The organism is Shewanella xiamenensis (assembly GCF_024971755.1).
In the GTDB taxonomy this organism is placed as follows: Bacteria; Pseudomonadota; Gammaproteobacteria; order Enterobacterales; family Shewanellaceae; genus Shewanella; species Shewanella xiamenensis.
Genome location: NZ_CP079718.1, coordinates 2,196,281 through 2,221,630 on the forward strand (window position 1 = coordinate 2,196,281; position 25,350 = coordinate 2,221,630).

General features: G+C 46.5%; 17 protein-coding genes, 2 tRNA genes and 3 rRNA genes. 17 read left to right on the forward strand and 5 right to left on the reverse strand.

Features of this window, described 5'->3' with window-relative positions; all coding sequences use genetic code 11:
- The first annotated feature begins 31 nt into the window (after positions 1-31).
- From gmhB to KXJ80_RS11020, 12 genes are all read left to right on the forward strand, one after another.
- Positions 32-583 carry a D-glycero-beta-D-manno-heptose 1,7-bisphosphate 7-phosphatase gene (gene gmhB / locus KXJ80_RS10965; protein ID WP_218738785.1) on the forward strand — a complete coding sequence of 184 codons (552 nt, stop codon included), beginning with the start codon at positions 32-34 and terminating at the stop codon, positions 581-583.
- A 579-nt stretch (positions 584-1,162) separates the two neighbouring features.
- A 16S ribosomal RNA gene (locus KXJ80_RS10970) occupies positions 1,163-2,705 on the forward strand.
- Positions 2,706-2,775: 70 nt separating this feature from the next.
- Positions 2,776-2,852, forward strand: a tRNA-Ile gene (locus tag KXJ80_RS10975).
- Between the two features lie 137 nt (positions 2,853-2,989).
- Positions 2,990-3,065 (forward strand) — tRNA-Ala (locus tag KXJ80_RS10980).
- Positions 3,066-3,347: 282 nt separating this feature from the next.
- A 23S ribosomal RNA gene (locus KXJ80_RS10985) occupies positions 3,348-6,240 on the forward strand.
- 131 nt (positions 6,241-6,371) lie between these two features.
- A 5S ribosomal RNA gene (gene rrf, locus KXJ80_RS10990) occupies positions 6,372-6,487 on the forward strand.
- The 16S, 23S and 5S rRNA genes sit together here with 2 tRNA genes alongside, the layout of an rRNA operon.
- A 555-nt stretch (positions 6,488-7,042) precedes the next feature.
- Positions 7,043-7,330: an OadG family protein gene (locus KXJ80_RS10995; RefSeq protein WP_203433382.1), complete on the forward strand. Its 288-nt coding sequence runs from the start codon at positions 7,043-7,045 to the stop codon at positions 7,328-7,330.
- 11 nt (positions 7,331-7,341) lie between these two features.
- Positions 7,342-9,177 (forward strand): sodium-extruding oxaloacetate decarboxylase subunit alpha, encoded by a 1,836-nt coding sequence (gene oadA / locus KXJ80_RS11000; RefSeq protein ID WP_218738784.1) that lies wholly within the window; start codon positions 7,342-7,344, stop codon positions 9,175-9,177.
- An 8-nt stretch (positions 9,178-9,185) separates the two neighbouring features.
- On the forward strand, positions 9,186-10,316 hold the full coding sequence (locus KXJ80_RS11005; protein ID WP_218738783.1) for a sodium ion-translocating decarboxylase subunit beta: 1,131 nt from the start codon (positions 9,186-9,188) through the stop codon (positions 10,314-10,316).
- A 663-nt stretch (positions 10,317-10,979) separates the two neighbouring features.
- Positions 10,980-11,582 carry a GNAT family N-acetyltransferase gene (locus tag KXJ80_RS11010; RefSeq protein WP_055647196.1) on the forward strand — a complete coding sequence of 201 codons (603 nt, stop codon included), beginning with the start codon at positions 10,980-10,982 and terminating at the stop codon, positions 11,580-11,582.
- 89 nt (positions 11,583-11,671) lie between these two features.
- Complete coding sequence (locus tag KXJ80_RS11015) at positions 11,672-12,127, forward strand: GNAT family N-acetyltransferase (protein WP_037419745.1); 456 nt, start codon at positions 11,672-11,674, stop codon at positions 12,125-12,127.
- Between the two features lie 44 nt (positions 12,128-12,171).
- Positions 12,172-12,567 carry a hypothetical protein gene (locus KXJ80_RS11020; protein WP_037419558.1) on the forward strand — a complete coding sequence of 132 codons (396 nt, stop codon included), beginning with the start codon at positions 12,172-12,174 and terminating at the stop codon, positions 12,565-12,567.
- 50 nt (positions 12,568-12,617) lie between these two features.
- Here KXJ80_RS11020 and KXJ80_RS11025 read toward each other — a convergent pair whose 3' ends face one another.
- Positions 12,618-13,511, reverse strand: coding sequence for a LysR family transcriptional regulator (locus tag KXJ80_RS11025; protein ID WP_218738782.1), 894 nt, complete (start codon positions 13,509-13,511; stop codon positions 12,618-12,620).
- Between the two features lie 141 nt (positions 13,512-13,652).
- Between KXJ80_RS11025 and KXJ80_RS11030 the strand changes: the two genes are divergently transcribed.
- The 4 genes from KXJ80_RS11030 (at position 13,653) to KXJ80_RS11045 (ending at position 20,528) form a co-directional block, all read left to right on the forward strand.
- A complete protein-coding gene (locus KXJ80_RS11030) occupies positions 13,653-14,423 on the forward strand; it encodes a TSUP family transporter (protein WP_037419568.1) in 771 nt (256 codons plus the stop codon).
- Between the two features lie 292 nt (positions 14,424-14,715).
- Positions 14,716-15,915: an exonuclease SbcCD subunit D gene (locus tag KXJ80_RS11035; RefSeq protein ID WP_218738781.1), complete on the forward strand. Its 1,200-nt coding sequence runs from the start codon at positions 14,716-14,718 to the stop codon at positions 15,913-15,915.
- Positions 15,912-18,965 (forward strand): SbcC/MukB-like Walker B domain-containing protein, encoded by a 3,054-nt coding sequence (locus KXJ80_RS11040; RefSeq protein WP_259474776.1) that lies wholly within the window; start codon positions 15,912-15,914, stop codon positions 18,963-18,965. Before KXJ80_RS11035 ends, KXJ80_RS11040 begins: the two co-directional genes overlap by 4 nt.
- Before the next feature lie 267 nt (positions 18,966-19,232).
- Positions 19,233-20,528: a peptidoglycan DD-metalloendopeptidase family protein gene (locus KXJ80_RS11045; protein ID WP_259474777.1), complete on the forward strand. Its 1,296-nt coding sequence runs from the start codon at positions 19,233-19,235 to the stop codon at positions 20,526-20,528.
- Positions 20,529-20,890: 362 nt separating this feature from the next.
- Here KXJ80_RS11045 and KXJ80_RS11050 read toward each other — a convergent pair whose 3' ends face one another.
- The 4 genes from KXJ80_RS11050 to KXJ80_RS11065 all read right to left on the reverse strand — a co-directional run bounded on the left by KXJ80_RS11050 (position 20,891) and on the right by KXJ80_RS11065 (position 23,930).
- Entirely contained in the window at positions 20,891-21,358 is a 468-nt protein-coding gene (locus KXJ80_RS11050; RefSeq protein ID WP_144376453.1) for a hypothetical protein, read from the reverse strand.
- A gap of 86 nt (positions 21,359-21,444) precedes the next feature.
- Positions 21,445-21,972: a M48 metallopeptidase family protein gene (locus KXJ80_RS11055; RefSeq protein WP_037427302.1), complete on the reverse strand. Its 528-nt coding sequence runs from the start codon at positions 21,970-21,972 to the stop codon at positions 21,445-21,447.
- A gap of 56 nt (positions 21,973-22,028) precedes the next feature.
- The gene (locus KXJ80_RS11060; RefSeq protein WP_037419582.1) at positions 22,029-22,466 is read right to left on the reverse strand and encodes a DUF3010 family protein; all 438 of its coding nucleotides are present in this window, start codon (positions 22,464-22,466) and stop codon (positions 22,029-22,031) included.
- 114 nt (positions 22,467-22,580) lie between these two features.
- On the reverse strand, positions 22,581-23,930 hold the full coding sequence (locus tag KXJ80_RS11065) for a DEAD/DEAH box helicase (RefSeq protein ID WP_099458297.1): 1,350 nt from the start codon (positions 23,928-23,930) through the stop codon (positions 22,581-22,583).
- Positions 23,931-24,310: 380 nt separating this feature from the next.
- Here KXJ80_RS11065 and rssA point away from each other — a divergent pair, with 380 nt between their 5' ends.
- Complete coding sequence (rssA, locus tag KXJ80_RS11070) at positions 24,311-25,258, forward strand: patatin-like phospholipase RssA (RefSeq protein ID WP_037419588.1); 948 nt, start codon at positions 24,311-24,313, stop codon at positions 25,256-25,258.
- The last annotated feature ends 92 nt before the right edge of the window (positions 25,259-25,350 follow it).

A 25,350-nucleotide genomic window follows, 5' to 3' on the forward strand; every position in this document is an offset into this window, starting at 1 on the left:
AAGCGCTGTTTTTTGTGAGTGGAGTAGTACTGTGAGTGCAGTCAATCGAGCCGTTTTTTTGGACCGTGATGGTGTGATCAACAAAGATAATGGTTATGTGCATCAGGTAGATGACTTTGAATATATTGAAGGCGTATTTGAGGCGTGCCTTGCATTAAAGCAAATGGGATACAAATTGGTGGTGGTCACTAATCAGTCGGGAATTGCCCGTGGCATGTATACCGAAGACCAATTCCACAGTCTCACCGAATGGATGGATTGGAACTTTGCCGATAAAGGTGTCGACCTCGATGGTATCTATTATTGCCCGCACCATAATGAAAAAGGGATTGGTGAATATAAAGTTGATTGCGACTGTCGCAAACCCAAACCAGGAATGTTACTCGACGCGGCAAAATTTTTGAAAATCGATTTGTCCCAATCTGTGATGGTAGGAGATAAAGCCGACGATATGCTCGCGGCCAAAGCTGCAGGGGTGCCGACACGTATCCTCGTCCGTACTGGTAAAGCCATTGCTAATGATAGCGAGGCGTCTATGGTGCTCGATAGCATTGCCGATGTACCGGGTTTTTTAAAGAAATAGCCTATTCTTGCAACTTAAAGCGTGCATCAATCTATTTGAACCGTGAGATTGAACTTGAAGCGCGAGCTTAACAACAAAAAGTGCGGTATTGGCTTTATCGTTTTGCTTAGTGACCGATGCTAACGGCGTTATCAGGCGATAAAGATAGCCAACGTGATGGAAATTACAGCGAATTAGGCGCTAAAACCTAGGTTTGGTTTAAAAAATGCGCATTCACATCGCTTTTTCTAATTATTTTGCCTAAAGGGGTTGCGGTAAAATCTGACATCCCTATAATGCGCATCCACTGGCCCAGAGGGGTCAGCGGTGAAAGCCAAAAGCGCTAAATGCTTAAGGTGAATAACCACGCTCTTTAACAATTTATCAAGCAAATCTGTGTGGACACTCACAGGTGTTGAGTTAATCGAAATTACTCTGCCGTTTGGCGAGTAATCAAAGAATTAAATCAATGAATGAGTGTTCATAGCAATATGTACATACAGTAATGTATGAATTGAAACGCGATGCTTCTTAGTGAGCAAAGCGAATCAAAACAGTAGAATTCATTGAGTCGTTTAACGCGAGTTAAACAAAAAACTTTAATTGAAGAGTTTGATCATGGCTCAGATTGAACGCTGGCGGCAGGCCTAACACATGCAAGTCGAGCGGCAGCACAAGTAAGTTTACTTATGAGGTGGCGAGCGGCGGACGGGTGAGTAATGCCTAGGGATCTGCCCAGTCGAGGGGGATAACAGTTGGAAACGACTGCTAATACCGCATACGCCCTACGGGGGAAAGAGGGGGACCTTCGGGCCTCTCGCGATTGGATGAACCTAGGTGGGATTAGCTAGTTGGTGAGGTAATGGCTCACCAAGGCGACGATCCCTAGCTGTTCTGAGAGGATGATCAGCCACACTGGGACTGAGACACGGCCCAGACTCCTACGGGAGGCAGCAGTGGGGAATATTGCACAATGGGGGAAACCCTGATGCAGCCATGCCGCGTGTGTGAAGAAGGCCTTCGGGTTGTAAAGCACTTTCAGTAGGGAGGAAAGGGTGAGTCTTAATACGGCTCATCTGTGACGTTACCTACAGAAGAAGGACCGGCTAACTCCGTGCCAGCAGCCGCGGTAATACGGAGGGTCCGAGCGTTAATCGGAATTACTGGGCGTAAAGCGTGCGCAGGCGGTTTGTTAAGCGAGATGTGAAAGCCCTGGGCTCAACCTAGGAATAGCATTTCGAACTGGCGAACTAGAGTCTTGTAGAGGGGGGTAGAATTCCAGGTGTAGCGGTGAAATGCGTAGAGATCTGGAGGAATACCGGTGGCGAAGGCGGCCCCCTGGACAAAGACTGACGCTCATGCACGAAAGCGTGGGGAGCAAACAGGATTAGATACCCTGGTAGTCCACGCCGTAAACGATGTCTACTCGGAGTTTGGTGTCTTGAACACTGGGCTCTCAAGCTAACGCATTAAGTAGACCGCCTGGGGAGTACGGCCGCAAGGTTAAAACTCAAATGAATTGACGGGGGCCCGCACAAGCGGTGGAGCATGTGGTTTAATTCGATGCAACGCGAAGAACCTTACCTACTCTTGACATCCACGGAAGAGACCAGAGATGGACTTGTGCCTTCGGGAACCGTGAGACAGGTGCTGCATGGCTGTCGTCAGCTCGTGTTGTGAAATGTTGGGTTAAGTCCCGCAACGAGCGCAACCCCTATCCTTATTTGCCAGCACGTAATGGTGGGAACTCTAGGGAGACTGCCGGTGATAAACCGGAGGAAGGTGGGGACGACGTCAAGTCATCATGGCCCTTACGAGTAGGGCTACACACGTGCTACAATGGCGAGTACAGAGGGTTGCAAAGCCGCGAGGTGGAGCTAATCTCACAAAGCTCGTCGTAGTCCGGATTGGAGTCTGCAACTCGACTCCATGAAGTCGGAATCGCTAGTAATCGTGGATCAGAATGCCACGGTGAATACGTTCCCGGGCCTTGTACACACCGCCCGTCACACCATGGGAGTGGGCTGCAAAAGAAGTGGGTAGCTTAACCTTCGGGGGGGCGCTCACCACTTTGTGGTTCATGACTGGGGTGAAGTCGTAACAAGGTAGCCCTAGGGGAACCTGGGGCTGGATCACCTCCTTACCTATACGACTAACTCGATGTTTGTTGAGTGTTCACACAGATTTGCTTGATAGAAGATAGAGTAAAAGATGGGTCTGTAGCTCAGCTGGTTAGAGCGCACCCCTGATAAGGGTGAGGTCGGTGGTTCAAGTCCACTCTGACCCACCAATCCTTCCTTCTCAGCGTTGGAAAGTGACTCGTTTAGTGAACTAAACGTCGCCACTGTCCGCCTTGATAAGAAATGATTGGCAAACCAATCCTTTAAGAGGTTTGGAACATCTTATTTACTCGCACTGCATGTAAATGGGGCTATAGCTCAGCTGGGAGAGCGCCTGCCTTGCACGCAGGAGGTCTGCGGTTCGATCCCGCATAGCTCCACCATTTACTGCATTATGGTTAGAGATGCCAAAGATAAACTTAAACATTATCTTTGGCTTTTTTAAGCCCGCTCTTTAACAATTTGGAAAGCTGATAGTAATTAACACAATGATGTCTGTCGTTGTGTTAATACGAAAAAAATTGAGTTCTTAAAACACTTGTTAAGTGTCTTGAATATTCAAGTCTAAGGCGAGTCCATCTTCTTGGTCGAAGATGAGACAAGTAAAACCAGCTGGTCGCAACAGCGCAAGTGGCTCACGTAAGTGAAACCTATTTGGGTTGTATGGTTAAGCGACTAAGCGTATACGGTGGATGCCTTGGCAGTCAGAGGCGATGAAGGACGTAGTAACTTGCGAAAAGCGTTGGCGAGCTAGTAACAAGCATTTGAGCTAACGATGTCCGAATGGGGGAACCCAGCAGCATAAGCTGTTATCACTGCATGAATACATAGTGTAGTGAGGCAAACGAGGGGAACTGAAACATCTAAGTACCCTTAGGAAAAGAAATCAACCGAGATTCCCCTAGTAGCGGCGAGCGAACGGGGATTAGCCCTTAAGTCAGAGGGGTGTTAGTGGAATGGTCTGGAAAGTCCAGCGGCACAGGGTGATAGCCCCGTACACGAAAACTAACCTTTGATGAAAACGAGTAAGGCGGGACACGTGATATCCTGTTTGAATATGGGGGGACCATCCTCCAAGGCTAAATACTCCTGACTGACCGATAGTGAACCAGTACCGTGAGGGAAAGGCGAAAAGAACCCCTGTGAGGGGAGTGAAATAGAACCTGAAACCGTATACGTACAAGCAGTGGGAGCGGTTCTTGAGACCGTGACTGCGTACCTTTTGTATAATGGGTCAGCGACTTACGTTTTGTAGCGAGGTTAAGCGAATAGCGGAGCCGTAGGGAAACCGAGTGTTAACTGCGCGTTTAGTTGCAAGGCGTAGACCCGAAACCCGGTGATCTAGCCATGGGCAGGTTGAAGGTTGAGTAACATCAACTGGAGGACCGAACCGACTAATGTTGAAAAATTAGCGGATGACTTGTGGCTGGGGGTGAAAGGCCAATCAAACCGGGAGATATCTGGTTCTCCTCGAAAGCTATTTAGGTAGCGCCTCGAGCGAATACCATTGGGGGTAGAGCACTGTTAAGGCTAGGGGGTCATCCCGACTTACCAACCCTTTGCAAACTCCGAATACCAATGAGTACTACTCGGGAGACAGACGGCGGGTGCTAACGTCCGTCGTCAAAAGGGAAACAACCCAGACCGTCAGCTAAGGTCCCAAAGTGTATGTTAAGTGGGAAACGATGTGGGAAGGCTTAGACAGCTAGGATGTTGGCTTAGAAGCAGCCATCATTTAAAGAAAGCGTAATAGCTCACTAGTCGAGTCGGCCTGCGCGGAAGATGTAACGGGGCTAAACATACCACCGAAGCTACGGGTGCAATTCATTAGAGTTGCGCGGTAGAGGAGCGTTCTGTAAGCCGTTGAAGGTGAAGGGGTAACCCACACTGGAGGTATCAGAAGTGCGAATGCTGACATGAGTAACGATAAAGGGGGTGAAAAACCCCCTCGCCGAAAGACCAAGGGTTCCTGTCCAACGTTAATCGGGGCAGGGTGAGTCGACCCCTAAGGTGAGGCCGAAAGGCGTAATCGATGGGAAACAGATTAATATTTCTGTACTTCCGCTAACTGCGATGGAGAGACGGAGAAGGCTAGGCTAGCGCGGCGTTGGTAGTCCGCGTTTAAGGTGGTAGGTGGGTGACTTAGGCAAATCCGGGTCACTATACACTGAGAGCTGATGACGAGTCCCCAAGGGGATGAAGTAGTTGATGCCATGCTTCCAGGAAAATCTTCTAAGCTTCAGGTTAGCGGGAATCGTACCCCAAACCGACACAGGTGGTCGGGTAGAGAATACCAAGGCGCTTGAGAGAACTCGGCTGAAGGAACTAGGCAAAATGGTACCGTAACTTCGGGAGAAGGTACGCTCTTGTTGGTGATGAGACTTGCTCTCTAAGCTGACGGGAGTCGCAGATACCAGGTGGCTGCAACTGTTTATCAAAAACACAGCACTGTGCAAAATCGCAAGATGACGTATACGGTGTGACGCCTGCCCGGTGCCGGAAGGTTAATTGATTGGGTTATCGCAAGAGAAGCTCATGATCGAAGCCCCGGTAAACGGCGGCCGTAACTATAACGGTCCTAAGGTAGCGAAATTCCTTGTCGGGTAAGTTCCGACCTGCACGAATGGCGTAATGATGGCCACGCTGTCTCCAGCCGAGACTCAGTGAAGTTGAAATTGCGGTGAAGATGCCGTATACCCGCGGCTAGACGGAAAGACCCCGTGAACCTTTACTATAGCTTGGCACTGAACATTGACCCTACATGTGTAGGATAGGTGGGAGACTATGAAGTTGGAACGCTAGTTCTGATGGAGTCGTCCTTGAAATACCACCCTTGTAGTGTTGATGTTCTAACTTGGCCCCATTATCTGGGGTAAGGACAGTGCCTGGTGGGTAGTTTGACTGGGGCGGTCTCCTCCCAAAGAGTAACGGAGGAGCACGAAGGTTGGCTAAGTACGGTCGGACATCGTACGGTTAGTGCAATGGCATAAGCCAGCTTAACTGCGAGACAGACACGTCGAGCAGGTACGAAAGTAGGTCATAGTGATCCGGTGGTTCTGAATGGAAGGGCCATCGCTCAACGGATAAAAGGTACTCCGGGGATAACAGGCTGATACCGCCCAAGAGTTCATATCGACGGCGGTGTTTGGCACCTCGATGTCGGCTCATCACATCCTGGGGCTGAAGTCGGTCCCAAGGGTATGGCTGTTCGCCATTTAAAGTGGTACGCGAGCTGGGTTCAGAACGTCGTGAGACAGTTCGGTCCCTATCTGCCGTGGGCGTTGGATGATTGAGGGGAGTTGCTCCTAGTACGAGAGGACCGGAGTGAACGAACCGCTGGTGTTCGGGTTGTCATGCCAATGGCATTGCCCGGTAGCTATGTTCGGAATCGATAACCGCTGAAAGCATCTAAGCGGGAAGCGAGCCCCAAGATGAGTCATCCCTTGGACTTTAAGTCCACTAAAGAGCCGTTCGAGACTAGGACGTTGATAGGTCAGGTGTGTAAGCGTTGTGAGGCGTTGAGCTAACTGATACTAATGACTCGAGAGGCTTAACCATACAACCCAGATGGGTTTTGCTAAGTAGCACTTAGCTTGAATAGAAACACTTAAGAAGTGGTACTCAATACAGCTTTCCGAATTAATTTACTGCCTGCGTGAGATAAGACGGGTAAGTAAATACCAAATTTGCTTGGTGACAATAGCCTTGTGGAACCACCTGATCCCATCCCGAACTCAGAAGTGAAACGCAATCGCGCCGATGGTAGTGTGGGGTCTCCCCATGTGAGAGTAGGTCATCGCCAAGCGCCTAACTAAACAATGAAGCCAGCTGAATAAGCTGGCTTTTTTGTTTTTAGTGTTTTCAATTTCAACGTTCTATTCTTCACAATACTTCTCTAAGTATCTTTAATTTTTCGCCTCATACGGAATATAAACAGAGAGCCCCTCATTGCTCTGTTTTCTTCATTCTCCAACACCTTTAGCATCATTCATTTAAATGGCTGCTTGGTCTAAATACTTTAGTGCATTGAGACCCCTTTGATTTTTGTCCTTATAGGACTAATCAGTAAATTTAAAGCTTGTACTCTTCGTATGCTCGTTTAAGGGGGAGTCAGAACCTTATTGTCAGCCCATGTTTGCTTTTGGTTTCATCTTGGCTGGTATCTTCATTTCGTCATTACTCCTCAATAAAAATTTCTGCTTTGCCGTTTCATTAACGAATATTCATTTTATCGGTCGTTCACTAAGGATCCCTCAGACACTTGCTGCTGATCTTATGTAAATTGGTCTTACCAATTTACATTCGTCGATTAAATTTGTTATCAATGCAGATGTTGTGTGGTTGTTAATTTAAAACGCGAATGTTGGTTAAGGGCGAAGGAGGTAGGGCAGTGAAAGGGGAGCTAACGCAACAGTTATTAGACGCTGTTGGCATCATGTTATTGGGGATGGGGCTGGTCTATTTATTTTTAAGTGTATTGATATTAGCTGTGAATCTGGTTGCTAAGTGGTGTCGTGAAGAGCACAAAGCAGTAGAACCGTTAAAGGTCAATGATGCGAGCTCAACCGGAGCTGTAAACACTTTAGATCCTAAATTGGTGGCTGCGATCAGCTTAGCCGTCCAGCAGTATCGTTCTCAGGCTAAATAATGGAGCGCCATATGAACCGAGTAAATTCGATAGTGGCGTCTAAGCCATTACAGTTAACTGATGTCGTCTTGAGGGATGCACATCAGTCTATTTTAGCGACGCGTTTACGCATAGATGACATGCTTCCGATTGCACCGCTCTTAGATAAAGTGGGATTTTGGTCGCTAGAGTCTTGGGGCGGAGCGACCTTCGATGCCTGTATCCGTTATTTAGGTGAGGATCCTTGGGATAGGATCCGCGAACTGAAAAAGGTAATGCCCAATACGCCTCAACAAATGTTATTGCGTGGTCAAAATCTATTGGGTTATCGCCATTATGCCGATGATTTAGTGACACGTTTTGTCGAGCGTGCGCATGCCAATGGTGTCGATGTCTTCCGTATCTTTGATGCGATGAATGATGTGCGTAACCTAGAGATGGCAGTTAAAGCGGTGCGTGATGTCGGTGGGCACGCGCAAGGCACAATTTCTTATACAACTAGCCCTGTTCATTCGGTTGATACTTGGGTTGATATGGCAAAGCGTCTTGAGGACATGGGCTGTCATTCGCTGTGTATTAAAGATATGGCGGGCTTACTCAAGCCTATGGAAGCTTTTGAGCTTATCAGCCGCCTAAAATCACAAACTCAACTCATGCTCTCATTGCATTGCCACGCTACGACGGGGCTGAGTACGGCGACCTATCAAAAGGCTATTGAGGCGGGGGTCGATGTGCTCGATACCGCCATTTCTTCCATGAGTCAAACCTATGGCCATACCGCAACTGAAACGGTAGTCGCTATGGTGGAAGATACTGAACGTGCAACAGGCTATGATCTTGTATTACTTGAGGAGATTGCCGCTTATTTTCGTGAGGTTCGCAAAAAATACGCCAAATTCGAAGGTGCGCTAAAGGGGATTGATCCCCGCATTCTACGTGCTCAAGTCCCTGGCGGCATGCTGACAAATATGGAGAGTCAACTCAAAGAGCAAGGTGCACTAGATAAGATAGATGCGGTGCTGGAGGAGATCCCTCGGGTACGCCAAGATTTAGGTTTTCTGCCTTTGGTCACGCCAACCTCGCAAATTGTTGGCTCTCAGGCGGTTATCAACGTACTGATGGGACAAAGATACCAATCGTTGACGAAAGAGACTGAAGGCGTGCTAAGGGGCGAATATGGCGCTACGCCAGCGCCAGTGAATTCAGAGTTGCAGGCAAGAGTACTTAATGGACAGGTGGCGATCACCTGCCGTCCTGCGGATTTACTCGTACCAGAGTTAGACAAGTTGCGTGCAGAGTTATTATCAAAGGCGCAGGATCAAGGGATTAGTCTCGTCTTAGAGAGTAAGAAAAAGCCTTCGGACGATGATTTACTCATTTATGCGCTCTTCCCACAGATTGGCTTACAGTTTTTGAAGAATCGCCATAATCCGGCGGCATTTGAGCCTAAACCTGAACTTGCGCCAATCTTACCAGCTACGCCGCGTGAGGCCGAAACCTATACCGTCACGGTTGAAGGGCAAACTTATGTGGTTGAGGTTGCCGAGGGCGGCGAAATTAGTCAGATCCAACCTCAAGGACAGGTAGCTTCGCAGCTTAATTATGCCCCTACTTCTCATTCAAACAGTGCTCCATTGGCTCAATCCGCCGAGATTAAGCTGAAGATGAGTGCGCCGCTATCGGGCAATATCTTTAAAGTGCATGTAGGGATTGGCGACAGGGTTTTCGCCGGCGATGTGGTGATCATCCTTGAGGCGATGAAAATGGAGACAGAGATCCGCGCTCAGGGGGATGGTGTTATTACCCATCTCTTTGTGAAAGAAGGTGATTCGGTTGTCGTGGGTTCTCAATTATTGGCCTTAGCCTAGGAGTCTATATGGATGGTTTACTGGCGTTTTGGGCCGAAACGGGCATAGCCCATTTTACCGCAGGGCAAGTCTTAATGATGGCCGTTGGCATGTTGCTGTTATACCTCGCTATCGTGCGTGGATTTGAGCCTTTGTTGCTGTTGCCTATTGGCTTTGGTGCAGTGCTGGCGAATATTCCCAACGCAGGCTTTACCGAAGAGGGGGGAATACTCTACTACGTCTATCATGTGGGGATTGAAACCGGCGTTTTTCCACTGCTGATCTTTATGGGGGTCGGAGCACTGACAGATTTTAGTGCCCTTATTGCCAATCCAAAGACGTTGTTGCTCGGTGCCGCAGCGCAGTTTGGGATCTTCGCGACCTTAATTGGCGCTATCGCCCTAAATCTGGTGCCAGGCTTTGAATTTTCTATGCAGGATGCCGCCGCCATTGCCATTATCGGTGGCGCGGATGGACCAACGGCTATTTTCCTTGCCTCTAAGCTTGCGCCTGAGTTACTGGGAGCGATTGCTGTGGCGGCTTATTCCTATATGGCGTTGGTGCCGATTATTCAGCCGCCGATCATGCGTTTACTCACAACCCAAGCGGAACGTGAGATAAAAATGGAGCAGCTACGGGAAGTCAGTAAAAAGGAGCGAATTATTTTTCCGCTGATGGTATTAGGCTTAACCATTCTGTTTTTACCCGCGGCAACGCCACTGGTAGGGATGTTTTGCCTTGGTAACTTAATGCGCGAATCGGGCGTGGTGGATAGGCTCTCAAAAACAGCACAAAACGAGCTGATTAATATCGTGACGATTTTTTTGGGCTTAGCTGTTGGCTCTAAATTATCGGCCGAGCAGTTTTTGCGGGTAGAAACCTTGGGGATCTTAGTTCTTGGTGCCCTTGCTTTTGGTATAGGTACTGCCGCAGGAGTGTTGATGGCAAAACTGATGTGTAAGTTATCCGGCGGTAAGGTTAATCCGCTGATTGGGGCGGCAGGAGTATCGGCTGTGCCTATGGCTGCAAGGGTAGTGAATAAAGTGGGATTAGAGGCTAATCAGCATAACTTTCTATTAATGCATGCTATGGGACCGAATGTTGCTGGCGTGCTAGGTTCTGCAGTCGCTGCGGGGATACTACTTGCCGTACTCGGCTAATAGAATAAAACGAAAAATATAGTATTAACCCATAGTGTAAGGTTATCGCGCCTGCTAAAGCGAGTGGGATACATCAAAAGGCCTACTAGGGCGTGTTGACGTTTCATGGTTATTTTTGCAGCAATTAGGCTGGCGTTTATGCAAGGCAAAGTCCGTGCTGTGTAGTTCTTCTACATAAACGGACGATCACGCAGCAGAAACGTCAGACAAATGCTGCCCGAAGGGTTCGTCTGGCCAGCCCTTGCTCTTACTTTCTGTCATACTTACTTTCTGTCGTAAGAGCCGCTCGTCATTTGAGTAGAATAACGACACATCATTCCTCGTTTCGCGAGCACGAGCTTGCCAGAACGAACAAAATTTAATCTCGAAACGTCAACACGCCCTAAATACATAGATGTGTTGGTCGGCCTTATATTTACACGATCTAAATAGGCTGGAGCCCTAGGCTACAGCGTGCCATGTGCTAAACCATGGCAGGCTTATGCACCGATTCATTAACCTGTCATTTTCAACGGTGAAGCTTAAGAGAAACTTAGCTATTGTCAGGAATAAAATTTATATAATCATGTTGAAAATAGAGGTTTTTTTATTTTATATAAATGATAGGCTAGTAAAAAGTGTGCGCAATAGCACACTTTTTACCGCGTTAATGGAGACGAGATAATGGGCAATGATGATCTTTCAGCGTGTTTAAATGGTGAATATGTCGTTCTAGAGCCTTTGTCGTTATCCCATGTGGCGGCACTTAGCTTAGCGGTCACCGATGGTGAACTGTGGCGTTTATGGTTTACCAGTGTGCCTGAGCCGAGTGAGATGAAAGCTTATGTAATGAAAGCCTTAGCTGAAAAATCCCGTGGGGAAAGTTTTCCCTTTGCGGTGCGAGACAAAGTTTCTGGTGAGATTGTAGGTTGTACGCGCATTTGCCATTGGGAGCGTGAACACCGCCATTTAGAGATTGGTTACACTTGGTATGCTAAGCGCGCCCAGCGCACAGGTATTAATACCGAGGCTAAATTGCTACTACTCACCTTTGCCTTTGAAACCCTTGAGGCCATTGCGGTGGAGTTTAGAACCCATTGGCACAATCAAGCTTCGCGCCAAGCCATCGCTCGTTTAGGAGCCAAGCAAGATGGGGTTTTACGGAATAATAAAATTCTTAAGGATGGCACCATTCGGGACACTGTGGTTTATTCCATTATTGATTCTGAGTGGGCGACGGTGAAACATCATTTAATCTTTCGCTTACAACAGCGACTGGTAGTGTAAGGAATGATGCGTATCGCGCATATCTAATATGAGTAGATATAGCTTGATAAGGCGTCAATATGGATATGGACTTAAGGTTGGTTAAGCCGATGGCAAATAGAATCATTCAAGCTAATGAGTCCCACAGTCATGATATTGCTCCTTTATTTAATGAGTATCGGCAGTTTTATGGCTGTAAGGATGATGTAGAGGCCGGTGAGCTGTTTATCCGAACTCGTTTGCATGAAGGGTCATCGGTGATTTTTTTTGCGCGCTCACCTCAAGGTTTAGGCTTGGGTTTTGTGCAGTTATATCCCAGTTTTTCATCCCTTAATTTAGCGCCGATTTTTATTCTGAATGATGTATTTGTCACGCAGCATGCGCGATGTGTCGGGCTAGGTCGGGCGCTGGTACAACGGGCAGCAGACTATGCTCGTAGCCAAGGAGCGCGTTATTTAGTGCTCGAAACCCAAAAAGAGAATTTACGTGCTCAAGGGCTTTATGAAGCACTTGGGTTTGTGCGCGATCAACAATTTGTAACCTATGAACTTGAGCTAAATCCTTAGCTTAAGTCGCTTACTCTTAATTACTAATAAAAAGGACAATATCAATGTTAAAAGCTTTTGCTATTGCAGGTCTTATGCTGACGATGAGCCACAGCGTGTTTGCGGATGAAGCCCAACAGGCTCTGGCTAAAGAAGCCATAGAATGTGCAGCCTATTATCAAATTAGCTCTGAAGCGATTGGCGCCATGAATGCCCCACAAATGCAAGCGGTGGGTGAACGCTTAAAAGCGTCTAAAGTTGAAGCCGAAAATCTGGCGAAGAAATACCAGTCAGAAGCCGAGGTGACCCAAGCGGTTGCCGATGCCAAAGCTCGTCAAATACAAAGCCTGGGTGGCTCTAGTAATCTCGGGGTATTGATGGGGAAATATAAAGAAGAGTGTAAAAACTTACTGGCTGATCCTCAAAAGCGTCTCGATTACTGGACAATGGCAACCATGTAACGTGGTTACTATGACTGACGTAAAAACCACCTTCGGGTGGTTTTTTGTTTTTAGCATGCATTGCGATAAGGAGCGAAGAGGTCGAGCATCCACTCGATAAATGCTTGCACTTTTAACGGCAAGCTTGGGGATTTAGGTGTGAGTAGGTAATAAACGTATGGGCTGGTAAACGGTGCATGAAAGGGAATGACTAAACTGCCATTAGCTAATTGTTCTTCAATAAAAAAGCGTGGGATCAGCGCCGCGCCCATGCCACTGGCAGCCGCCTGACTCAACATGTAAAAATGCTCCACGCCAAAGGTTTGCTCTTGCGTGAGTGTTAAGCCTACCTTTTCAGCCCAATAATCCCAAAGTTCTGGGCGAGTGGTGTGTTTGAGTAAGGTGACATGATTAATATCCTCAATACATTTCAGTTTTGGGGCCAATGACGGCGCACAAACTAAGCACAAATCTTCATCCATGAGTTTGATGTAATTCACTCCCTTAGGCTGCTTGGTACTACTGCGGATCGCGATGTCGTAGCGCCCTTGGCTGAAGTCAACGGCAAAGTCACCTATCGAGAGATCCACATATAAATGTGGATAACGCGACTTAAATTGCTCCATACGAGGGATTAACCAGTTGATGGTTAAACTTGGTAATACATTGATGGCTAAGGTTTGTGGCTGAGAACCTTGGCTACGCAAATCGGCGGTGGCGCTCGATAAGGTTTGCAGCGCCGCTTGTACGTGGGGGAAGTAACGCTTGGCTTCGTCAGTGAGTTCGACTTTTTTATGTAGCCTAACAAAGAGGGCGAAACCTAAAAAATCTTCTAATACCATGATTTGTTTACTGATTGCGCCATGGGTGACGTGCAGTTCTTTGCTCGCCAGCGTCATACTCTTTAAGCGGGCAGCAGACTCGAATGCCCGTAATGCATTGAGCGGTGGCAAGCTAGTAAACATATTCATATCCAAATCAAGGTGTTTAACAAACGGTTTAGTGTGAGCTTTGCTCACGCTAGCGCGACAATAACTCCTTTGCATTTATAAGGCAAACGCAGTCTAATGCGAAGCCTTAGCTCCTATAACTCAATTATAAAAATCATGGAATTTGAATTAACTCTACAAGTTGCAGCATTACTGTTTGGCGTGGCTATGGTGGCGGGCTTTATCGACTCTATTGCTGGAGGTGGGGGATTACTGACGATTCCTGCGTTAATGTGGGCAGGGTTACCGCCAGCGGTCGCCCTTGGCACTAACAAGTTACAGGCATGCGGTGGCAGCTTTTTTGCGAGCTTGTACTTTGTACGTAAGGGATTGGTTGATCTCAAAACTGTCAAACTCGCGCTGTTTTGTGCCTTTGTCGGTGCGGCGTTAGGTACAGTGTTGGTGCAGTTAGTGGATACCAAAATCCTTGAGTTAGTATTACCGTTTTTAATCCTCGCTATTGGTTGCTACTTCTTGTTCTCGAAAAAGATTTCGGAAGATGATCGCCACCAAGTCTTAACCCCTACCGCCTTTGCTTTTACTGCCGCGTTAGGTGTGGGCTTGTATGATGGCTTTTTTGGTCCAGGGACTGGCAGCTTTTTTGCGTTGGCGTTTGTTACCCTCGCGGGTTTTGGCCTCGCCAAAGCGACGGCTCACGCAAAGGTGTTGAATTTTTCGACCAATATTGCCTCGCTGATTTTTTTCGCCCTTGGCGGAAAAGTCATTTGGTTACTCGGCTTAGTGATGTTAGCGGGCCAAGCCATTGGTGCAACCTTGGGATCACGTTTAGTAGTCACTAAGGGCACAAAGATCATTAAGCCCTTAGTAGTGACCATGTCGCTGGCCATGAGTGTGAAATTGCTCGCCAGCCAATACCAACTGTTTTGATGATGATTTTGGTACGGATCAACTTTCTTCAAGCTGAGCACTGACCTTATTTGCGCTAATGGTGATCTGTTAGCGCAGTCTTCGACCTCTTTGCTGTAAATCTCTCCACTCCCATTGTATTGACTATACTCAGCGGCATTTTTTAGGATAACCTAGCATTTTTTAAAGTGTTTTTAGGGTTTATTGGCGAGTCATTGGGCGAGATTATCCGACAAGCAGCTTTGACAAATAACTTAACGACAAGCATTCCGCGCCATAGCGTTGGCTTAGCATCCATTAAGGTTCAGCAATAATGCGATTTATTCACACCTCAGACTGGCATATTGGCCGTCAGTTACATAATCAATCATTACTGGATGATCAGGCTTATGTACTTGATCAAATTGTTGCATTGGCGCAGCAGCACAGTGTTGATGCGGTGATTATTGCGGGGGATATTTACGATAGATCGATTCCACCCGCCAGTGCCGTCGCTTTACTTAATGATGTGCTTAATCGCCTTGTTAACCAATTGGGTATACAAGTGCTGATGATTGCTGGCAATCACGATGGCCATGAGCGTTTGGGATTTGCTGCTAAACAAATGGCTGCCAGTGGTTTACATATTATTGGGCCGCTACAAGCCGAATTAGTACCTACTCGTTTAACCAGTGCCAGTGGCGACGCTTACTTTTATCCGCTGCCTTACGCTGAACCTGCTACCGTGCGCCAAGTTTTTGAAACCGATGCCAAAGGCCTTAGCGTATCGAGCCATGAAGAGGCGATGGCGTTATTGCTAGAACAGGTTCGCTCCCATGATAGCCAAGGTTTACCTAAAGTGGTGGTGAGTCATTGCTTTTTGGATGGTGGCAGCGAGTCTGAATCCGAACGGCCATTAAGTATCGGCGGCGCGGATAAAATTTCCCCACGGCTGTTTAGTGAGTTTGACTATGTCGCCCTAGGGCATTTACATGGTCCGCAATACAAAGGCTGCGAACAGGTGCGCTACTCAGGCTCAATCCTAAAATATTCCTTTAGTGAGCAACACCAGCATAAGTCTGTCACCTTAGTGGATATCGCTGCGCAATCTCCTGCTCAAATCCAACTCTTGCCCTTAACTGCGCTACGTGATGTGCGGATAATTGAAGGTGAATTGGCACATTTATTAGCAGTAGGGAAAACCGATGCCAAGCGTGAGGATTATTTAATGGTGCGTCTGCTCGATAAACACGCCATTTTAGATGCCATGGGCAAACTGCGCAGTGTTTATCCCAATGTGCTGCATTTAGAACGCACCGGATTGATGGCGGGCGATCAGGCGGTGGTGCTCAATCGAGATCATATAAAAAAAGGTGAAATGGCCATGTTTCATGACTTTTTTGCCCAAGTCTCGGGGGATGAATTAACGCCGGCGCAGCAGGCGGTAATGGAGGATATCCTAACCCAGCTTCATCGAGACGAACTTGAACGCAGCGAAACACATCGTGACGTAAAAGAGGAGCAGGCAGAATGAAGCCACTACAACTTTCCATGTCGGCTTTTGGCCCGTTTGCTTCGACTCAGACCATTGATTTTACTGAACTTGGTGATAATCCGTTATTTTTGATCAACGGGCCAACTGGCGCGGGTAAAACGACTCTGCTCGATGGTATCTGCTTTGCGTTGTATGGAAAAACCACCGGCAATGAGCGTGAAGGCAGCCAAATGCGCTGCGATATGGCCGATGATAATCTGCTTACTGAAGTGACCTTTAGTTTTAAATTGGGTAACACTGCTTATCGTATTCGCCGAGTGCCCGAACAGGACAGACTCAAAAAGAATGGCGAGGGTTCGACAGTCCAAAAGAGCGAGGCGCAGCTGTTTAAGATCGCTCCCGATGGTACTGAAACCCTATTAGTCGCCAGTAAAGTCTCAGATGCAACGGCTGAAATTGAAGCGTTAACGGGCTTAGACGTAGAACAATTTCGTCAGGTTATGGTGCTGCCACAGGGGAAGTTTCGTGAATTACTCATGGCTGACTCCAAGGCGCGTGAGCAAATTTTTAGTCAATTATTTCAAACCCATATCTATAAACGTATTGAAGATATCTTAAAGGCGAAGGCGGCCGATATCCGCGGCTTGGTTAAAGAGCAGCGTGCGCGTCGCGATGGCATTCTACAAACCGCGGAGCTAGCGAGTGACGACGAGCTTGCCGCTGAATTTAGTCGAATAGAACCCGAATTGGCGGCCGCTATCGCCGCGAAAGAACGTAGCACGGCGGCGCATCTACAGGCGTTAAAACAGCATGACAGTGCGCGGCAACGGTTTGCTGAATTTACCCGTTTAAGTGAATTGGAATCCCAAGCCACTTTGCTTCATGAACAGCAAGCAGATATTGCAGCGCAAACGGCTCGCCTGAATGTGGCAAAGCAAGCGCAGCGTCTAAAGCCCTTATTAGATAATGCGTTATCGAGGGAACACGAAGCGACAATTGCTAATGATCAGCGCAGCCATGCCCAAATGGCTCTCGATACGGCAAAGCTTGCGCTTGCCAAAGCTGAGATCGAGGCGCAGGAACTTATTCCCCTTGAACAACAGTTGCGCGATTTTGATCAACAACATAATCAACTCAGCACGTTAGTACCGCAGTTGGCAGAATTTTCTAGCCTTGAACAAGCTTTATCGCAGGCAAAAGAGATACAGCAACAAACCAAAGAGCAGGGGCAAGAGACTAAGACGGCGCTTGTAAGCTTAGTTGATCAGCGCAGCACCTATGAAAATCAATTGCCAGCATTACAACAGCAAAGTGAGCGTCAACTCGCGACCGCACAAGCCTTGCAGCAACAGCGCCACTTACTTGAGTTGTTCAAACAATGGCAACAAATCTGCGCCAAAGTTGCACAAACCGAAGAGGCACTTGTACAAGCAGGATTACAAGGAAAGATGCTGAACGCGCAGCATCAGGCAGCGCTAAGTGACTATAAGTCTTTACAGCTCAACTGGTTTCAAGGTCAAGCAGCCATTTTAGCGAGGGAACTCAAACTCGATGAACCCTGCCCAGTTTGCGGCAGTATCGAGCATCCTCATCCTGCAACCAGTCATGATCATCCAACGGACGCACAGCTGCAAGCTGCGCAGGATGCCGAGGTGAATGCACTCGAACAGCTCAGCAAAGCGAGGGCAGAGTATCGGGGGCTACAAAAACAGTTAGAAGCACAGCAGTCGCAGGCAAATGAACTGGCCTCCTCGCTGGGGGATACGGTTGAGTTACCACTTGAATCGCATGTCCATCGGCTTGAGGAATTAACACGCCAAGCAAAACAAGCTGAAGTCGCCACCCAAGCATTACAGCGGTTACAGCAGCAAATCAAAGCGTTGCAGCAGCAAGAGTTAGTATTGACGCAACAATTAGAGCTTGAGCGTGAGCGGTATCATCAACAAGAAGGTGAAGTGGCGCGTCTATCCGGTCAATTAGCGGAAAAGGCGCTTCGGATCCCTGACGAATACCGCTCGCTTACTGCGTTAAATCAAGCGATTAATGATAATCAACGGCAGCTTGAGAAGAGTCGTGAGCAGATTCATGCTCTTAGAAACTCACTAAAGCAGGCATCTGAGCATTGTGTGGCAGCGCAAACGGCGCTAGAGGCTGCGATACAACGCTGCCATAGCGCAGATGAGCAGCAGGCTTTGGCCGATGGCGACCTTAACTCACAACTGCATTTAGCGGGTTTTACTGATAGGGACGCATTAAGGGCGGCATTATTAGCCGATGAACAAATTCAAGCGTTGGGCGAGCGTATTGAAACCTATCATCGACAGTGCGCCTTAAATCAATCACAGCTTGATCAGCTAAGAACTGAGCTTGCTGATGTCAGCGTGCCCGACCTTGATGCCCTAGAAGCCATGCTTGCAGAAAAGCACCAACAACATAATCTCGCTGAAGCTACATGGAGCCAACTTAATACACGGTTCTCTTTGCTTAAACAAACTCAAACACAGCTCAGTATTGTCGATCAAAAAGCGAAAGCCCTTGAGGATGAATACGCCATTATTGGCACCTTGGCCGATGTGGCCAATGGCAATACTGGCAACAAGATTTCTCTGCAACGTTTTGTATTAAGCGTATTACTCGATGATGTTTTACTCGCAGCAACTCAGAGATTACACCTGATGAGTAAAGGTCGTTATCGATTATTGCGTAAAGAAGACAGAGCGAAGGGAAATAAGGCATCAGGGCTTGAGCTTGAAGTCGAAGACGCTTATACCGCAAAAGTGCGTCCCGTGGCGACCTTAAGTGGTGGGGAGAGTTTTATGGCAGCTTTATCTATGGCGCTGGGTTTATCAGACGTGGTGCAAGCCTACGCCGGTGGGATAAAACTTGATACGTTATTTATCGACGAAGGTTTTGGCAGCCTAGATCAGGACTCCCTTGAACTTGCCATCCGTACCTTAATGGATTTGCAATCGGCGGGTAGGATGATCGGCGTGATATCTCATGTTTCTGAGATGAAAGAGCAGATAAACACTCGAATAGATCTGTTGAAAACCTCCCATGGGAGCGAAATCAAGGTGATTTTGCCTTAGTGTCAGTTAAAGGGATTGGTAGTTTGTTTAACTTGTTGTTTTTATTGTAATTTAATGCGTTGCTTTGTGCTGTTTAACATATAGATACAGAACGCACAATCGATTTAAAGTGCCAACTGACGCATGTTTTTGGGAAATAGTGCTGTTAAAGTGCAAAATAGCGTTTGTCATAATCGGTTTTTTGGGATAAGTTGGGAAAATTCGGGCTTCCCTAGGTGGGACTGGTTCAAAAATATAACGCAAAAACGATAACAAAAGGTGAAAGCGTTGCAGACAGGCAAACCCAATTTGGCTAATTTTCCGCAAATTCGTTTGCAGAATTTATCTTCAGCCCATAAAAATATTCTCCTCGTAGGTGGTTTATTGATCGGTGCGGCGATGTTAATGCCGAATGCTAATCATGTCGTACCCACAGCACAACGAATTCCCGTAGCTCTCGACATTGAAACTGTTTTACCGCAAGTTTCTGAGCCTGTTGATTCTACCACTGTTATTGACAATACCCCTGATTTTGAGCGTGTTATTGCCTCCGGTGATACTCTAAGCGCTTTATTCTCTAAGGCGGGTGTTGACCAGCTAACGATGTATAAAGTACTAGAGGCCGATTTAAATATTTTGGCACTCGATACCTTATTACCTGGGAACCGGATTCAGTTTTGGCTCGATAATGATGGCCAACTGCAAAAGTTGGAGCTTTATTTTAACGCCGCACGCCAAGTCGTATTTACTCGTTATGAAGATGGTAGCTTCAACGTTGAAGAAATTAACGTTGAAGGCGTTTGGCAAAACCGCATTATTACTGGTGATATTAAAGGCTCATTTTACGTATCGGCTCAAAAAATGGGCTTAGCGGCAGCTGATATTCAGCGGATTGAAGATTTACTCAAAGAAAAAGTGAATTTTGCACGGGATTTACATGCAGGAGATAAATTTTCTGTTTTGGTAAATGATCAATATGTTGAAGGCGAAGCAACCGGTAGCAGTCAAATATTAGGTGTTAGCATTAAAACTGGGCGTTCAGAAATCAGTGCCTTTCAGCATACCGATGGCAGTTATTATGATGCAAAAGGGCGCAGTTTAGTGCGTGCTTTCCAGCGTATTCCATTGGCTAAACAGCCTCGCATGAGTTCACGTTTTAACCCTGCTCGTAAACATCCGATCACTGGCCGTATTTCTCCCCATAATGGTACTGATTTTTCTGTCCCTATTGGTACTAAGGTTATAGCGCCTGGTGATGGCGTGGTGAGTTTAGTAACGGATCACCAATTTGCAGGTAAATATATTGTGATTGAACATGGTGGTAAATATAGCACCCGCTATTTACACCTTTCAAAGGCATTAGTGCGTAAAGGCCAGAGAGTCACACGCGGTCAAGTGATTGCCTTATCTGGTAATACTGGGCGTTCAACTGGTCCGCATTTACATTATGAATTCCATGTAAACGGTAAACCCGTCGATCCAATGAAAGCCGATATTCCTATGGCGAGCCAATTAGCAAACCAAGGGTTGCGTAGCTTTACGAATATGGTCAATAGTCGTCAGTCGTTGATGAATTTAGGTTAATTCATTTTCGTTTGTCCCGTTCTGAGTATAAAAACGCCGATGAATACTGATTCATCGGCGTTTGTATTTCTATTGAATGTGCCTCAGCAACTAAATGATTTGAGTGGTGTATTTGTCAGGCTTTTTGTTGGGTTTGTTGTTTGGCTGCATATGCTTGGATAAGACTGCTTGCTTAAATTTGATTAAATTTCGCCCTTGTTATCGGTATTTAAAATAATAAATCGAGCCTCTTTAGGCTTTTAGTGAGCGTACAGGTATTGATTGAATGACGTGTGAATAGCGAAGATAGCCAGCAGAAAATATCTAACCACTCTTATTTTGAGATATCTTCAAATTTATTTAATCAAGATCGATAAACAATATTAACTTGCCTGGCGTTTCTGCATCGCTTTTAACGCACATTTACATAGACGCCCCTTTAATGCAGGACATCCTCCACAGGGAGACTTTTTATAAGGACGAAGTGCAAAGCTTCGCTCTGTCGGTAAGGGGGAAATGCGTTTGATGGCTGCAATGGATAAAAATTGTGCATCATTTGCGGCATTAAAATGCGCTTTGGCTAATTTTAATTGCTGCTTACGTGCGGCTTTATCAAGATCTTGAATGTGTTGTTTGGCAATATACTCAGCCAATAATTGATTTAAGTGCTTGCGTTGTGCTTTTTTACTTTTGGTTGCAGTAGTCTGTTTTATTGGCTCCGCTGAGAAAGATGATTTTGCTGCATAGTTAACTGATGCTGCATTGGATAATGTTGCCTGTTGCTTTTGCAGTTTCTTGGCTTGTTTCTTACACCATTTTTCTAGCTTTCTACCAATATTTTGCGTTTTCATACAGCCTAAGTACGTGACAGATAATACATGATTATTCTAAATGAAAACTATTATCAGTCAACTCTTGGGTCAATAAAAATAAGTACTCAAACTGAGTCTATTGAGTGCGCGATATAAGGGGATTGATTGGCATCAATACAGGTCAGCAGTAAGCGCAGATCAAATTCAAATTGGTGGTAATCTGGTTCCATATAAGTACACAGATTATAAAAAGCTTTATTGTGATCCTTCTCTTTTAGGTGGGCGAGTTCGTGCACCACTACCATTCGTAACAAAGGTTCAGGCACACGTTTTAAGCGAGAAGATATACGAATTTCATTCTTCGCTTTGATTTTGTTACCTTGCACTCTAGAGACGTAGGAATGTAAGCCAAGTGCATGATGACTCATGCTAATTTTGTCATCAAAGATCACTTTCGATAGGGGAGAGGATTGGCGTAAAAACTGATTTTTTATCCCTTGGGTATAGTCGTAAAGGGCTTTATCACTGCGGATATGATGAATGTGCGGATGACGGCGAAGCAATACTTCCCCAAGCTTGCCACTTTGTAAAAGCTGTTCAACTTGGCGTTGGATATCTAGGCTATAACCACTGACATATTTTAGGTTTTGCATGATTCTTGCGATATCTAAGTGGCTTGGCGCTAAGTGATAGCGCCAAGCAAGAGCACTTAAGCTTTACCAAAAATATGGCGATTTTGCTGAGCGTAGGCAGCCTCAAAGGCGGGTTGTTGGAAGCGTTTCAGATCTAAGCTATCAAAGTCTACCTGAGGTGGATTGCGCTTATTTTGTTCCTTGATCGCCACTGGAGATAGCAAGGTTACAGGCAGCTCGCCTAATTGAATTGCGGCTTCGAGTTTGAAGCTAGTAGCAGAACCAGCCAGTTTGCCTTTTTGCTCACGCTCAATAATTACAATTTCATCGATCTTATAATCTTCCATCAACTTATGGAAAGCAAAGTGAAACTCACGAATTGCCTCCGTCGATGCCGACTGTGCAATGCTAAAAGACACTTTACGGCAGCTGGGTACGTTGAAGGTTTCACCTTCGTAACTGAGCAGACTGATGATGGCTTCGCCACCTTTTAATTCAACACCACAAATTCGCATGTTACACCTTTAACTATTTCAAATTACTTATGTATCGCCGGAAAAATCGCTCCAGCGAGTCACTCATTTTGAGCGCTCAAGTTTCACGGACTTGAGCTATCTTTTGCGTTATTTTTAGATCTCGTCGTCATTATCTTGTAGCAGTTGTGCCGCAGGTTTTTTGCGCATTGGCGCATCACCGACATCAACACCCGTGATAAAGCGTTTATCACGGGATGGCGCTGCTTTAACAAGGTGCGACTTAGGTTTAGATTTGGCTTTGGTGTTTGCCTTTACTACACCTTTAGTCGCGACGGACTTTGGCTTTTCTTTTAGACCACTAAATTTAGCTTCGAGCCCTTTAATTACACTGATTTCGAAAGTTTTTCTTAAAAAAAGTTGTACTTTTTTAAAGTTATCCCAATCCTTAGGACCAACTAAGGAGATTGCGTCACCTTTGGCGCCCGCGCGGCCAGTGCGGCCAATGCGATGAACATATTCTTCGGCAAATTTGGGCATATCGAAGTTAATGACTAAGGATACATTCAGTAAGTCTAAACCACGGGATGCCACATCTGTGGTCACCAATATTTGCTGCTGACCACGGGCAAATTGGTCCATGATCTGGTTACGTGCCGTTTGTTTTAACTCGCCACTTAAGGCGGCGGTTGCAAAACCTTGAGCCGAGAGCTTAGCGGCTAACCGCTCTGTATCGGCACGGGTGGCGGTAAAAATAATCACTTGCTTGTGCGATTCATCCGTCAGTAAACGACTGAGTAGGGCTTCTTTATGATCTAAATGATCACACAGATAAATTCGCTGCGAAATATCCTGATGTTCACTGTGGGCCGTGCCTATTGCCACATGTAATGGATTTTTAAGTAATGCCGCCGCAATCTCATTGATTTCACTATGATCTAAGGTTGCTGAAAACATTAAGGTCTGACGACGTTTATGATCGGCCGCCTCGTTGATAGCTTTTAACTGTGGCGCAAAGCCTAAATCCAACATACGGTCGGCTTCGTCCAAAACTAACAACTCTAATCCATTGAGGAATAAGTTTTTTTGTTCTAAGTGATCAGCGATTCGCCCTGGCGTTGCCACAATAAAATGCGGCTCTTTTGCCAGCGCTTTAGCCTGATCGTTAAAGTTTTCACCGCCCAATACACTAATCGCTTTATATTGGGTATTGGCCACCAATAAGCGTAACTGACTGTACACCTGATGGGCTAATTCGCGGGTCGGTAATAAAATTAATACTCTAGGGTCGCGCTTACTGAGGGCGCGGGTGGAGATAACCCTTTGCAATGCGGGCAGCAAAAATGCCAAGGTCTTACCTGACCCAGTCTTTGATGATGCCATTAAATCTTTACCTGCCAATGCGATAGGTAATGCTTGTTCCTGGATGGCGGTTGGGGTTGCAATCCCCATATGCTTTAAGCTTTGTAACAGACGCTGGTCCAGAGAAAAATCAGTAAACTGCAAAGGTATATCCCCTAAATCTGAGTGAGGGCAGATTATAGCGCTAAATCACTATGGTCAGCTATCTTGATTGGGCATAATCTTGCGTAATCATCTAAATAGCCACTTATTTGCTTGGCTTGTGTCACGCTCGATATTTGCCCCGAGTGCTATGTTTAGCCAAATTGGCTATGAACTTACAGGATATCAAGCGACGATGTGGTTACTCTCTGCCCTTGAGTATGGCAAGGGGATAAGGCCGAGCGTAAACCATATAAATGTATCTAATGACTGGCTAGCATAACGGTTTATGTTGTCTAATGATTGACAACACTTTGGCTGGAATTTAGCTTTTTCACGTCATAGCGCTTCTTTAAATCATCGATTTATTAAGGGAATTTATTATGAGTAAGGGGACAACTCCGACGATCGGTATTGCCTTAGGCAGTGGTGCAGCCAAAGGTTGGGCGCATATTGGCGTACTCAATGGACTCGCCGCCATGGGAATTAAACCCGATAAGGTCGCTGGATGCTCAATCGGCGCCCTTGTTGGCGCTGCTTATGCTCATAATCATTTAGCGGAACTTGAAGAGTGGGTGCGCAGCTTCTCTAGTTGGGATGTGTTGGGACTGATGGACATTCGTTGGCGTAAAGGTGGGCTAATTGGCGGCGAAAAAGTATTCGATGTGCTGCAATCGCGGATTGGTGATATCAATATCGAGGATTTAGAGCGTCCCTTTGCGGCCATTGCTACGGATCTGTATTCAGGTCAGGAAATCTGGTTTCGCCATGGTGATTTACGCCAAGCCGTACGGGCCTCTTGCTCTATGCCTGGGATATTAGCGCCTGTCCGCCAAGGTGAGCGTTGGTTGGTAGATGGTGCAGTTGTTAATCCTGTCCCCGTTTCGGTGAGCCGTGCTATGGGAGTAGATATCGTTATTGCCGTTGATTTACAAGGTTTTCATACCGGTCGATTACAAGTTTTACCCGTTAATATGACCAGCCATCGGGCACCTAAAGATGAAACCCAAATGCCCGCGCGCCAAGAAACGGGTTTTATGGATTTATTCGCCCGCGGGCGAGAATATGTCGGTAGCTTAACCGATAAGTTTTCCCTAGGGACTAAATCTAATCCCGGTATGATTGCGGTGATGTCCCAGTCGATGAGTATTTTAGAGCAGCGGCATAAACGGGCGCGTTTAATGGGTGACCCTCCCGATATCTGTGTTGTACCCGAAGTGGCTAATATCGGCACCATGGAGTTCCACCGAGCAGCTGAAGCCATTGCAGCAGGTGAAGCTGCCGTGGCAAAAGTTGCACATTTAATTGAAGCTGCGATCTGGAAAGGCTAAAAATGTCAGGATGAATTTATCTGTTGATTACGATATGACACTACTTACTGCTTGATTGGCTTAGTTTTTGCTTTAAAACCATTAATCAGTAT